The organism is Curtobacterium herbarum (assembly GCF_016907335.1).
GTDB lineage: Bacteria > Actinomycetota > Actinomycetes > Actinomycetales > Microbacteriaceae > Curtobacterium > Curtobacterium herbarum.
In genome coordinates this window covers 1554815-1568640 of record NZ_JAFBBT010000001.1, presented here as the reverse complement: position 1 = coordinate 1568640, position 13826 = coordinate 1554815, and the positions used below count along the sequence as shown (strand labels likewise).

Genomic DNA, 13826 nt, shown 5'->3' with positions numbered 1-13826 from the left:
CCTCCGGCCTCGGGACATCGTAGTCACCGCCGATCAGAGCAGACTCCGCCCGCCGCTCCGGAACGACCGCAACGAGGTCGCCGCGCGGAACCGTGCGCGTCGGTCTCGTCCGGCGCGCAGTGCGGCGACGGCTGCGTCCACCGCCGCCCAGGTCCGGTCGGCCGCGACGTCGTCGACGTCGTCCGGGCCGAAGACGGCCGCGTCGGCGTCGGCGGCGATCGCGGCACCGGCGTCGTCGGGAGCGGCTGCGCCGACCTCCCGACGGGTCGCCGACCGGTCGACGTCGTGTCCGCCGTCGAGCAGTGCGTCCCGGTACTCGTCCCACGCGCCGACCACGCGGGTCCGCGCCTCCGGTGCCCGTCTCCGCCGTCGGCGCCGCAGACGCTTCGCCAGCACGACGGTGGCGATGGGGAGCAGCACGAGCGCCAGCAGCCCGAGGACCCCGAGCGCCCACGGCAGCACCGCGAGCAGGACCTGCAGCCACAGTTGCTGCTTCGGCGGGGTGTCCCGGTCGGCCTGCGGCGGTGTCTGCTGGTCCTGGTCGAGCTGCTGCGCCGGGGGCGGCGGCACCACGGTCTCCGGCCGCGTCACCGGTTGCGGCGTCTGGTCGGACTCGTCCGGGATCTCCCGGACGACCGGGTTCGGGTCGAGCAGGACCCACCCCCACTGCGCCGTGTCGACCTCGATCCGGGCCGTGACGTCCGAGCCACGGAAGGTGGTCCGTCCGCCCGACGTCCCGCTGTCGGCGTCCTGCGTCCCCGCGTCGCCGCCGGGTGTGAACCCCATGACGACCCGTGCGGGGAAGCCGATCTCCCGGGCCATCAGGGCGGCGGCGACGGCGTACTGCTCCTGGTCCCCCACCATCGGGACAGCGGTGAGGAGCTGCGTGATCCGGTCCGCGCCGTGGCCGCTCCGGCTCGGACGGTCGTCACCGACACCGTGGCTGACGTACCCGTTGCGCTGCAGTGCCCGCAGGGCGGCGAGCAACTGCGCGCCGTCGCTGGTGTCCGCGTCGGTGTCGGCACGGACGGCGTCCTGCACGGCAGCGGGGACGGCCCGTGGCGTCGGCACCACGGCGTCGCCCGGTCGGGCGTCCGCCAGCTCGTCCTCGGTGGGCTGGTCGGGGACCACCGCGGAGAGCGTGTACCGCGTCCGGTCGGTCACCCCGTCGACGAGGGCGGCGGTGCCGGTCGACCGGTTGAGGAAGAACGCGGTCCGCTCACGATCGGCGTCCGGGCCACGGAACGCGACCGAGGTCAGGTCGCCGACCGTGGGCAACCAGACGCCCCGGTAGCCGTCGACGGTCACCGCGACGCGGACGGTGGTCCCCCGGACGTCGCGGGTGTCGACCGCGGTCGGGACGCGCTCGAACGACCCGGATGCCGATGCGCCGTCCGGGCCGCCCACGCGGTAGACGACACCGTCGTAGGTGTCGAGGGTCGCGATCCGGACGAACCCACCGGCCGGCAGTCCGGCGACGGTGAGCTGTGGTTGATCGGCCCGACCGGACTCCTCGTAGCCGCGGAACCCGCTCAGCGGGCTGACCTGGTCGCGCGGGTCGAACGGCTTCACGACGTCGGAGCGCGCGACCGTGCGGGCACCGGACGGGGGCGCGACGAGCCCGAGTCCGGTGGCCACGACCGCCGCCGCCGCGATCGTCGCCGTGCCGACCAGCGCCGGCCGGACCACGGCCCGCACGATCGGCACGCGGGTGCCGGTGGTCGCCGCGACCGTCGCCGCACGACGCAGGTGCCGGGCGGTCAGCGCCCACACGAGCGCGACCCCGGCGAGCAGGACCCCGAGCCACACCGACGTCTCCAGCCGCGTCGGACCGAAGACGGTCCCGGTCACGAAGAGCGCCAGCGCGGGCAGGCTGGCGAGCTCCGGACGGGAGGCGCGGGTCGCGACGCTCACGCCGACGACCGTCACGAGGAGCACCGACACGAAGTACGGCACGAGCAGCGCCTCGTACGACCCGACCGGCAGGCTGATGGTCAGGAGCTGCCGCCACCCCAGCGCGACGCCGCCGACGAGGTCGACCAGTCCGGGCACCGTCGGCAGCGGGCCGTCCGCCGCGCCCGGCACGGCGGCGGGGACGCCCGTGACCACGAAGCCAACGACCGTCGCGATCGACACGACCGCGGCCGGGAGGCGCAACCCGGCGCCCAGGAGCGCCACCACCGAGCCGACGACCACCGCGGTCGCCCCCGCGGTCACCATGGCGGCATCGCGGTGGATCGGCCACCACGCCACGCTCGCGAGCGCCACGAGGAGCCAGACGGCGAGCGTGGCGACGACGAGACGCAGCGGCGACACCCGGTGACGTCGTGCCGCCCGCGCTCCCGACCGTGGCCCGGCGGGCGGTGCCGACCGAGGCGCGACCCGGCGCTCGTCGACGCTCATGCCGTGACCGACCGCTGCAGGGCGTGCCGGAGGTCCTCGAGGTACCCCACCGTCATGACCGTCAGCCCGCCGACCCGGACGGACCGGGGTACGGCCTCCGGTTCGCAGACGACCGCGACGACCGCGACCCCGACCGGGAACCGGGAGGCCGCGAGACGCAGGGCCGGCACCGTGACGGACGAACCGACGACCAGGAACGCGACGGAGATCCCGGGGGTGTCCCGCCCGACGATGCGCGCGACCTCGGCGACCGGTAGGCAGGCGTCGGCAAGCCCGACCCGGGCGAAGGCGTCGAGCAACCGGGTCGGCGTGACGGTCGGCATCGGGTGCACGGCGCGGACGGCGCGCTTCGCGAACTCGGGCGTCCGCTCCGACACCACGACCGTGACCTCGCGACCGTCGCGGACCGCGCGAGCACCGAGCGACGCGGCGACGCTGACCGCCAGCTCGAACTCGTCGTCGTCGGCGAACTCGGCGCGGGCGATCCCGAGCGCGACGACCAGGTGCGAACGCCGGGTGTCCTCGAACTGCCGCACCATGAACGCGCCGGTCTTCGCCGTCGACCGCCAGTGGATGGTGCGCGGGTCGTCGCCCGGCATGTACTCGCGGATCGCGTGGAAGGCGATGTCGGCCGGTGAGAGGTCGGTGGTCGCCTGCCCCTCGAGGTCCCGGACCAGCCCGGTGCTCGTCGACGGGATCGCGATCGTCCGCGGGTGCACGATGACCTGCTCGCGCGCGGTCCACACGACCTCCCGGCGGACCAGGCCGACGGGGTCGGCACGGACGCCCGTCACTGGTCCGACGTCGAGGACACCGCGGCGGACGGTCGGCACGGCGACGTGCTGTTCCGACGTGCTCCGGGGCGCCAGTGCGGGGATCGTCACGTCCACGAGTCCGGTGCCTACCGGCACCTCCACCGTCGTCGGGACGGTCGGGAGGCGCGTGGGGTTCTCCGCGGTGATGGTCACGCCCGCCTCGTCACCGACCACCACCCGGTGCTGCGGCGGGGACATCCGGATGCGGAGCCGGGACCGGCCGAGGAGCGCGACCGCCGCCACCACGACGAGGACCGCTCCCGCCCACCCGACGACGACGACCTCCCGCAGTCCGAAGCGGTACCCCGCGACGAACGCGACGACCGTCAGGACGACGGCGGTCCAACCGAGGCTCGTCACGACGGACGCGACCTCGTCCCGGGCACGGCTGGCGAGCCTCCCGATCGATCGCCAGGCACGGACCACGCCGACCACCGCGTCGGCGGCGACGTCCTCGCGGTCACCGACGAGCCGGGTCCGGACGTTGGTGAGGCCGGCGACCGTCCCGGTGCGCTCCGGTGCGGACGCGCGACGCGACCGCGTCGCGACGGGACGCCGGGAACGGGTGTCGGCGGGACGGCGGTCCGTCACCGCGGGACCCGGTCGGCCGGCGGTGGCGTCTCGACGAGCAGCTGGGCGACCACGCTCGACGTGGTGACGCCGTCGAACTCGGCCTCCGGATCGAGCACCATGCGGTGTGCGAGGACCGGCTCTGCCAGGGCCTTCACGTCGTCCGGCGTGACGTAGTGCCGTCCGCTGACGGCCGCGAGCACGCGGCTGGCGCGCATCAGACCCATCGCGCCGCGGACGCTGACACCGAGCCGGACCTCGTCCGCGGCACGGGTGCCGTCCACGAGACGCGCGACGTAGTCGGCGATCACGGGGTCGACGTGCACGGTGCGGGCGAGTGCGGCCATCTCGGTGACGGTCGCGGCGGGGACGACGCTCGCGACGGGGACGGCGGCGGACGGAGCGGCGGAGGTCGCGAGGATCCGCACCGTCGCCGCGTGGTCCGGGTAGCCGATCGAGGTCTTCATGAGGAAGCGGTCGAGCTGCGCCTCGGGCAGACGGTACGTCCCGGCCTGTTCGATCGGGTTCTGCGTGGCGACCACCATGAACGGCTGCGCCAACCGGTGGGTGACGCCGTCGACGGTCACGGCCGACTCCTCCATCGCCTCGAGCAGCGCGGACTGGGTCTTCGGGCTCGCGCGGTTGATCTCGTCGGCCAGGACGATGTTGGCGAACACCGGACCGCGGTGGAACTCGAACTCCTGCGCACGCTGGTCGTACACGCTGATGCCGGTGATGTCGCCGGGCAGCAGGTCCGGGGTGAACTGGATCCGGCTCGTCGAGCCCTGCACGCTCTGGGCGAGGGCGCGCGCCAGGCTGGTCTTGCCGGTGCCGGGGACGTCCTCGAGCAGCAGGTGCCCTTCGCTGAGCATCGCGGTGACGGCGAGGCGGATCACGAACGTCTTCCCGAGGAGCACCTGCTCGACGTTGGTCACGATGCGGCCGGCGACGTCGGCGAACCAGGTGGCCTGCTCCGGGGTCATGCTCATGCGGGGGTCGTTCCTTCGGTGGTGGTGACGGCGTCGTGGGTGCTGGCGGTGCGGGAGGTGTCGGCGGGCGGGTCGGCCGGCGGCTGCACCGGTGGGTCGGGTGCCAGGACGTCGGACAGCGGTGCGGACCTCCCGGTCGTCGCGGCGAGGCTCGGGTCGGCGTCCAGCTGGACGGCGACGAGGATCCGGACCGACCGCGCGCCGACCGGTGCCGTGGGGGCGGTACCGCCGGGCAGCCAGGTGTCGGCGTCCTGCGGCGCGATCGCGGCGGTGCCGTCGGCGTCGCTGTACCACCGCGCCGTGTACGACGTGACGCTGACCCCGTTCCCGACGGTGGGACCGCCGACGGCGATCTGCTCGCCCGCCTGCGCGCCGGTCACCGTGCTGGACGTGTCGAACGCGACGCCGGTCGACGACCAGGAGTCGCCCTTGCCCGTGCAGAAGGCGTCACCCGGAGCCCCGCACGCCTGCAGGGTGACGGTGGCTGCGGCGTTCCGGGCGCCGGTGCCGGGCACCCCGGTCCACGCCTGGCCGGGCTGCAGCGAGACGACCGACGCACCGGTCTGCAGGCGGTAGTGGTCGACGGCCGCACTCGGGGCGGTGACCCGGAGGTCGGCCTGCGTGGCGGTCGCCCCGGGGACGATCGCGACAGCCGGTGCTGCGGTGCCACCGGGTGTCTCGTAGGCGACCGCGTCGGTGTAGGCGACGGTGCAGAACAGGCCGTTGTCGGCCACGACCGCGTAGCGGATGCCACCGCCGCCGACTCCGGAGTCGGTCGTGCCGGACTGCGCACCGAGCGACGTCCGGTCCGACAGCGCGGCGCAGCTCGGACTGGTGCCGGCGGCGATCCGGTACACCCGGTACGTCGGGCCGGATCCCCCGGCAGCGTCCGCGGGGCCCCAGGTGATCGTCACCGTCGACTTGCCCTGGTCGTCCGGCTGGTCCCCGGTGACGGCCCGGACGTCCTGCGGGGCTCCCGGGGTCCCGACCGCGGTGCCGGACGCCGACGCGCTGTTCCACTGCACCACCGTGCCGTCCCGCGCAGCGTCGTTCCGCGGGGAGACGGTCACGACGTAGACCGCACCGCTCGTCGCGCCGCTGAACGACGTCGACGTCGCCGTGCCGGTCCGCTTGGTGGCGGTGAGGCCCGGGCCGGCGATCGTCACGACGTGGTCGTCGACGGCGCTGCCCGTCGCGGGCCGGGGGACGGCGTCCCACGAGACGTCGAGCTGTCCGGGGTTCGTCCGGTCCGGCCCGACGGAGAGCCCGGTCGGTGCCGCGGGGACGAAGTCGGCGCTCATCGTGGCGGACTGCGGCGACGGCTGCGAACTGCCGAGGGCGTTCTCGGCCAGGACGCTGAACCGGTAGGACGCCGTCGGGTCGAGACCGGTGACCGTGCAGACGGTCGCGGTACCGCAGTCCTTCGCGACCCCGCCGGTCCCCGTGACGCGGTACCCGGTGATCGGGGCGTTGTTCGCCCGCGGGGTGGACCAGCTCAGCGTGATCTGCCCGCCGGCCTCGGTACCGGTCCGCGTCGGGGCGCCGGGAGCGTCCGGGACGTCCTGGACGGAGACCGTCACGTCGCCCCACACGGATCGATCGGCGTCCCCCGTCGCGTCGGCGACCCGGTACTGCAGGTGGGTGTCGACGGGCTTCGCGTCCGCCGCGACGCTCACCCGGAGGCGTGAGCGGTCGGCGCTCGGGGTGACGGTGACGCCGGCCGGGATGCCGCCCGCGAGGCCGCGGATGTCGACGACCCGCAACGGCCGGCCCGGGAAGGGGTTCGTCTGAGCGTCGTTGGACAGCACGTCGATCGTCGTCGAGGTGCCGCGCCGCACCACGGCACTGTCCGGGCCGGGCTGCACCAGCGGCCGGGTCGAGGCGACGACCTCCACCGTGATGCGCCCCGCCCGCCCCTGGTTGGTCGCGTCCGCGACACCGACGTCGATCGTGGACCGTTGCCCCGGCGACGTCGAGTCGTCGACCGCCACGGTCAGGCGCCGCCCGGAGATCGTCGCCGTCGTGCCGTTCCTCGGCGGCTCGAGCACCGACCACCGGAGCTCGGGGAGGTCCGCCGGGTACGGGTAGTCGGTCAGCTTCGTGAGGTCCAGCACGCGCTGGTCACCGGGCTCCATCTCGATCGTCGTGCCGGTGAGCGACGGCGGTTGGTTCGACCGCGGCGTGACCGTGATCGGCAGCACGAGGGTCGCGACGCGTCCGGCGCCGCCGTTCGCCGCCGAACCGTCGGTCACCTCGAACGAGATCGACGCCCTGCCGAAGTAGAGCTGCGACGAGGTGAACTGCAGGGTCGAGTCGTCGACCACCAGGGAACCGCCGTCGGCGTGCGTCGCCTTCACGGCCCCCGGATCGGTGACGGTCGCGGTCCTGCCGTTCGCCGTCACCACGTACCGGGACAGCGGGATCCGGACCGTGGACTCGCTCCGGACCGAGATCGCGGGTGCGGAGCGGTCGAGCTGCGGGAGGGCGTCATCGGCGCCGGGGACGTGCACGAAGCCGTACGAGACCACGTCCGGGTGGTCGCGTCGGGTGACCGAGAACGGGACCACCTGCGAGGTGTCGGACACCCGGATCGTCAGGCGGTCGTCACCCGTGACGGACGCGGCGTCGCCGTAGCCGTCCAGGACGCCGACGCGGAGGTCCGCGTCGGTGCCCTCGGCGAAGAACACGTTGCGGAGGACGTCGACGGTGACGCTCTGCCGCCCGATGACGTCCTGCAGGTCGAGCACGGTGTCGTCGACCTCGGGGCGCAGCGGGAGGGCGTCCTCGTCGACCGTCACGGTGACGAACGCGGTGCTCGTGGCGCCCTGCTCGTCGGCCACGGTGTACGCCACCGCGAAGTCGCCACCACGCGCGGACGGCGGGGGCGTCACCTGGACGGTCTGGCCGCCGACGATCCGCGCCCGGACGGCCGAGGCGGTGGGCTCGACCGCGGTGACGGTGAGTCGTCCGCCCTCGGGGTCGGAGTCGTTCTGCAGCACCCGGACGGAGACCGACCCGCCGGGGCGGATCGTCACACGGTCGGCCTCGGCGACGGGGCGGCCGGCCTGGTCGGCGCGCGGCGCGATGCCGACCCGGACCGTGCCCGTGGCGCGGGCGCCGAGCGCGTCCACGACCGTGTACGTGAACTCGTCGGTCCCCGCCGAGTAGTCGCCCGCGTCGTAGGTCATCGAGTCGGCGCCGACGTCGGTCACGGAGCCCTTCTCCGGGTTCGACGCGACACCGACCAGCTGGACCGAGTCGCCGTCCGGGTCGATGCCGGTGAGCGGCACCGACACGCGGACCGACTGCCCGGCGACGACACGAGCGGTCACGGTCTGCGGCACCGGGGCGCCGTTCGTCGCACGGTCACGGTCGCGGACCGAGACCGACACGGTCGCGTCGGCGGTCTGGCCGTCCGGTCCGGCGACCCGGTACGCCGCCGTGTAGGTCCCCGGGGTGGTGGGTGCCAGGTAGCGCAGGTGGTCACCGGAGACGAACAGCAGACCACCGCCACGCGGGACGTCCTGGACCAGGTCGGGCAGGAGCGAGATCGCGCCGCCCTCCGGCTGGGTGTCGTTCGCCAGGACGTCGATGTCGGTGACCGCGCCGACCCGGACGGTCGCCGTGTCCGGTTGGGCGACCGGCGGCTGGATGCGGTCGGGCTCGGGGATCTCCACGACCGTGATCGTCCCGGTGGACGACGCCAGCCCGTTCGAGACCGTGTAGCCGAACGACACCGGACCCTCGAGTGGTGCGGTCAGGCTGACCCGGACGATGTGTTGGTCGACCACGTCGGCCTGGACGCCCGAACCGGCCGGCGGCCCGTCGAGCCCGGTGACGAGGAGCACCCCGCCGGCCGGGTCGAAGTCGGTCGCCGTGACGTCGGTGTCCTTCGAGGAGAGCGTGGTGACGAAGACGGTCTTCGGCGTCGTCACCGGTGCGGCCGATGCGTCCGGCGGTGCGAGCACGCTGATGCGGACGACGCCGCTGGCCGTCTTGGTGCCGTCCGAGACGGTGTACTCGAGCTGCCAGTCCCCCGGCGCCCGTGCGGCGACCCGCACCGTGCCGCTGTCGTAGCTCGGCGTCACCGTCAGGCCAGGTGCCGAGGAGACGCTCGTCAGGGTGACGGCCCCGTTGCCGCCGCGGACGTGGGTGAGGGGTTCGACGGTGAACGGCTTGTCGGCGTACCCGCTGACCGGGAAGCCCTCGGCTCGGAGCGGCACGTCGCCCTGGGCGGCCACGGCCACGGTGACCGAGCCACGACCGGCGTCGCGGCCGTCGCTGACGGTGATCTGCTGGACGCGGTCGCCGGTTCGGCCGCTGTCGTTGCGGTAGTCGAGCAGGCCGTCGGGGGTCGTCGTCGTGTGGTCGCCCTCGGACGGTGCGGCCGACTCGAGGTAGACCGGGTCGCCGTCGGGGTCGATCCAGTCGCCGAGGACGTTCGTCGACACGTGCCCACCGCGGACGACGTCGGCACGGGTGTCCCGGACCTGCCGGGGCGGGTCGTTCTCGGACTCCGGCCGGACGCTGACCCGGACGGCCGCGGTGTCGGAGCCGCCGTTGCCGTCGGTGATCGTGTACCGGAAGGACACGACCCCGGTCGCCGCCGCGGGCAGGGTGATCTGGATCTGCTGACCGTCGGTCACGATCGCCACGCGTGCCACCGACTCGTCGACGTCACCCACGTCGCTGACGACCAGCGGGTCACCGTTCGGGTCGTGGTCGTTGAGCAGGACCGGGAGGGTCGTGGTGCGTCCAGGACGGGCGCCCAGGTCGTCGTCGACCGCGACCGGCGGCGCCTGCTCCTTCTCGATCTCCGGGTCGTCGTCCGACGCACGCTCCTGCTGCTGGTCGTCCTGCTGGTCGACGAGCTGCGCCCAGTTGTCGATGAGCTGCCCGCTGCGGCCGATGGCCCAGGAGCGCCCGGTCTCCGGGTCGTTCGCCACGACGGTCCGGCCGTTGTGGACGACCTGGAGCGCGGCACCGCCGGGGACCCTGTCCAGGTCCTGCACCGCGCGGCCGTCACAGGTGTCGACGGCCTGCCCGCCACTCCACGCCCCGAAGGTGCAGCCGTCGTCGGTCCACGGCCGGGCGGCCCGCCCGGACACGGTGAGGCCGGACTGCCGGACGGCTCCCGACGCGGACACGCGGACCAGTCCGGCGGTCCCCGCCACCGTGACGTCGTCGCCGGTGCTGGCGGACTGCTGCAACGCGGGCGCCGCGCCGACGCGGGCGCCCAGGTCGACGGTGCGCCCGTCGACGGAGAGCAGGCCGTCGGTGCGGTCGAGGACGGCGACGTGGTCCCCGACGGTCGCGACCTGGAAGTCGTGCGTCCGGTCCATCCGCACGGACCACTTCCGCTCGACGGTCGGTGTCGTCCCGAGTGCGACCAGGGAGGCGGTGCCGGTCCGCGGCGAGTAGACCGCGACGTGGTCCGCAGAGGCGTCGAAGACGGCATCGGCGCCGAGCGTGAGCTGCGGGTCGGTCGACGCGTCGAACTCGTCGAGGGCGCCGGCCGGGGTGGACCAGAGGCCACCGGTGTCCGCGTTGCCGATCACCGCGGTGTCGCCGGCGAACAGGACGGTCGGGGAACCCGTGGGGAGCGTGACGGCGTCGCCCAGGGTGGCGTCCGCGACGTCGACCCGCGCGAGGGTGCCCTTCGTCTGGTCGACCGAGTAGACCGTCGACCCCTGCTGCAGCACCGACGTCGTGTCGGACGAGGTCACGACCGCGGTGTTGAGTTCGAGCACCTGGGGGTTGGCGCGGCCCACGGCTCCGTACTGCGCCGAGGGCACCCAGACCGTCCCGTCGCCGAGGTCCACGCGCTGGGCGTGGTACCCGCTCGACACGAGTGCGGTCCCGGCGACGACCGCGCCGACGACGACGGCAACCAGGGTCGTCACGGTCGCGGAACGCCGGGCGCCGAGCAACCGCCGGATCACCGGGCCCCACCGATCGTGCCGCACCGCTCGCCGCTGTCCGCGCCGGTCCGGCCGTCGCGGTTCACCGCGACCCGGATGCACTGCTCCACGCCGGGCCGGCCGGTCGCCACGAACGTCGTGCCCGTCTGCTGACTGGTCGTGCCGTCGGCCGTGACGACGAAGGTGTCCCCCTGCTCGAGGCCGGGGTCGGTCCACCGGAAGGTGACGGCCGAGGCACCGGAGGTCGCGCTGAGGTCCGACACCACCGGCACGGCGTCGTCGCCGCGCGTCAGCACCGCGACCGTGGTCACGGCCAGGGCCGCCACGACGACGGCGGACAGGACGCTCGCCCAGACCAGCGTCGCCCGCGACCCACGGCGTGCCCGTGCGGTGGAGGCCGACCGGTGCACCGTGCCGACGCTCTGTGACGCACTCGCCACGGCACCGCCCCGCAGGCCGGAACGCGTCCGCCGACGACGGCCCGACCGCGCTCCGTTGCCTGCGCCGATGGCTGCGATGACGGTCTGCTCGTCGGGACGCGCGGGCGTGGCGACCGCCCAGGCCGCCACCGCGACCTCGGCCGGGGTCTGCGGGAGACCGAGCTCGGCCTCGACCTGCTGGAACCCCCGGACGAGTTCCATCACCGTCGCGGGGCGGTCACGCGGGCGCCGGGAGAGTGCCGCGCCGAGGACCCGTTCGAGCGTGGGTGGCACGTCCGGCCGACCGGTCGGGCGGGGAGTGCCCTTCTCGATCCGTGCCATCAGCTCGGCGGCACCGTTCTTGCCGCCGGGTACCTCGAACGGACTGCGACCGGCGAGCAGGGAGTAGACCGTCGCCGCGAGCGAGTACACCTCGGACTGGATCGTGCCGCGGGACTCGTCAGCGAGGACCTCGGGTGCCGACCACGGGATCGACATGCCGACGGGCTCGTCCGGGTCGGCCTCGCCGAGGGTCGCGGCGATCCCGAAGTCCGACAGGACGGGGTTGCCGTAGGCGGTGAGCAGGATGTTCGACGGCTTCACGTCACGGTGCAGGACGCCTTCACGGTGCGCCGTCTCGAGGGCCGAGCCGATCCGGACCCCGACCGAGAGCACCTGCGACACCGGGACGGGTTCGCGACGGTACCGCTCGCTGATCGACGCCGAGCAGAGCTCCATCACGAGGTAGGGACGGCCGTCAGCCGCGACGCTCGCCTGGAACACGGTGAGGATCGAGGGGTGGGTGCTGAGACGTGCCATCAGGTTCGCCTCGGCCTGGAACAGCTGACGGACCCGGTCGTCCACGACCTCGTCGAGCAGGACCTTGACGGCGACCTGGCGTCGGGGCATGTCCTGCTCGTAGAGGAACACATCGGCGAAGCCACCGGAGCCGAGCACGTGCACCGGACTGAAGCCCGGGATCACGGGAGGTCTCGACGGCAGTCTGCGGGCCATGACGCTCCTTCCCGGCTCGATCAGATGGTGAGGACACCACGGTGAAATTCTACCGGACCTGACGCCCCAGCCCGGTTCGCAGCACCTGCCGCCAGGGTCAGCGACGCGGGACGGTGTCCTCGATGTCGTCCGACACGGCCGGGGCCTCGTCGACCTGCAGCACCACGACCGTCACGTTGTCCCGACCGCCGGCGATCACGGCGTCGCCCACCAGACGCTCGGCGAGCTCCTGCGGGTCGTCGACCTTCGCCGCGATGCGGGAGATGCCGACGTCGCCGATCTCCTTCGTCAGACCGTCCGAGCAGACGACGTAACGGTCACCGGTGCGGAGCGGGATGGTCCACCAGTCGGGCTCCGGCGGCTCCCCGAACCCGACCGCCCGGGTGATCACGTTGCTGTCCGGGTGGGACTCGGCGTCCTCGGCCCGCAACACGCCGGCGTCCACCATCTCCTGCACGACGGAGTGGTCGATGGTCAGACGCTTCAGCGGCGCACCCGCGTCGCTGCGGTAGGTGCGCGAGTCACCGACGTTGAAGACCAGCGCCGAGGGCTGCCCCTGCGACGCGACGAGCGCGACCCCGGTGACGGTCGTACCGGCACCGATCGCGTTGCCGCCCGCCGCCTTCTCGATGTCGGCGGTCGCGAGGAGCAGTGCGCGCTGGATCGTCTGGCGCGAGGCGAACGGCTCCGTCGTGGAGTCGCCGAGTCGTCGCACCACCGCGTCCGACGCACGGTCCCCGGCCAGGTGCCCGCCCATGCCGTCCGCCACCACGAAGTAGGGAGCGTCGACGATGTAGCTGTCCTCGTTGTGGTCACGGCGACGCCCGACGTCGGTCGCGGCCCCCCAGGACAAGGTCAGCGTCGCACCGTTGCCGTCGGGCAGGTCGATGGCGTGGGAGGAGGCAGCACGGCCGAGTTCGGTCACGGTTCAGGGTCGCTCTCTGGGGGTTCGGGACGGACCGGGTGTGGGAGGTGGAACGGGCAGTGGTCCGGACGACTCGCGGCCGCCGGGAGGGACGGACCGCAGGTACGGCGACAGCACCTCGATGGTGGCACCGTCCCCGATGTCGACAACCGTACCGGTCAGCACCACCATCGAGGCACCCGCGGGCATCCGGTACGGCGGGGCACCCGGCGCGCGGATGACCGTGCCGTTCGTCGCGTGCAGGTCGTCGACCACCGCGGTGGAGCCGGCAGCGTGGAACAGGACGTGGGAGGACGACACCACTCCCCCCGGCGAGGGCACGGTGACGAGCTCCGGGACGGGGCCCTGGACGACCCGCGGCCGTCCGGGACGACGACCGACGACCGCCGGACGGTCGAGCCGGTGGACCCGACCACCGATCCGGATCGAGGGCACCGGTACGGGCAGGTGGCCTTCGGGACCCCGGCTGGGTGGCGTCGGGGCGGTCGTCGGCGCAGGGACGGGAACCGCCGGGACCGACGCCGCTGAGCTCCGGTGCCGCCCGGGCAACACGGGCCGCCCGGGCCGCAGCACGGTGTCGCCGAGGACATCGGCGTCGTCGACGACGCCGGCCTGGTCCAGCAGAGCGGCGTCGGGATCACCATCTGCGTCGGTACGGACCGGACGTCGGAGCGAGGCGCGCAGCACGGTGTCGTCGAGCTGGTCCTCGTCGTCCTGCACGTGCGGCTCCTTCCGTCGGCACCACAACCGTAGACGATGCGGTGCACCCG

The 13826-nt window shown here is 73.8% G+C and carries 7 protein-coding genes; all 7 read right to left on the bottom strand.

Features of this window, described 5'->3' with window-relative positions; all coding sequences use genetic code 11:
- Positions 1–33: 33 nt before the first annotated feature.
- A complete protein-coding gene (locus tag JOD51_RS07510; protein ID WP_204607700.1) occupies positions 34–2316 on the bottom strand; it encodes a transglutaminase TgpA family protein in 2283 nt (760 codons plus the stop codon).
- 83 nt (positions 2317–2399) lie between these two features.
- Positions 2400–3809, bottom strand: a complete 1410-nt coding sequence (locus tag JOD51_RS17340) for a DUF58 domain-containing protein (RefSeq protein ID WP_204607699.1) — start codon at positions 3807–3809, stop codon at positions 2400–2402.
- On the bottom strand, positions 3806–4777 hold the full coding sequence (locus JOD51_RS07500; protein ID WP_204607698.1) for an AAA family ATPase: 972 nt from the start codon (positions 4775–4777) through the stop codon (positions 3806–3808). The genes JOD51_RS17340 and JOD51_RS07500 overlap by 4 nt, the downstream gene beginning before the upstream one ends.
- Positions 4774–10680, bottom strand: coding sequence for an Ig-like domain-containing protein (locus JOD51_RS07495; protein WP_204607697.1), 5907 nt, complete (start codon positions 10678–10680; stop codon positions 4774–4776). Before JOD51_RS07495 ends, JOD51_RS07500 begins: the two co-directional genes overlap by 4 nt.
- Positions 10681–10715: 35 nt before the next feature.
- Positions 10716–12131 carry a serine/threonine-protein kinase gene (locus JOD51_RS07490; RefSeq protein ID WP_204607696.1) on the bottom strand — a complete coding sequence of 472 codons (1416 nt, stop codon included), beginning with the start codon at positions 12129–12131 and terminating at the stop codon, positions 10716–10718.
- A 97-nt stretch (positions 12132–12228) separates the two neighbouring features.
- Positions 12229–13056 (bottom strand): PP2C family protein-serine/threonine phosphatase, encoded by an 828-nt coding sequence (locus JOD51_RS07485; RefSeq protein WP_259556673.1) that lies wholly within the window; start codon positions 13054–13056, stop codon positions 12229–12231.
- Positions 13057–13059: 3 nt separating this feature from the next.
- Positions 13060–13776 (bottom strand): FHA domain-containing protein, encoded by a 717-nt coding sequence (locus JOD51_RS07480; protein WP_204607695.1) that lies wholly within the window; start codon positions 13774–13776, stop codon positions 13060–13062.
- Positions 13777–13826: the final 50 nt, after the last annotated feature.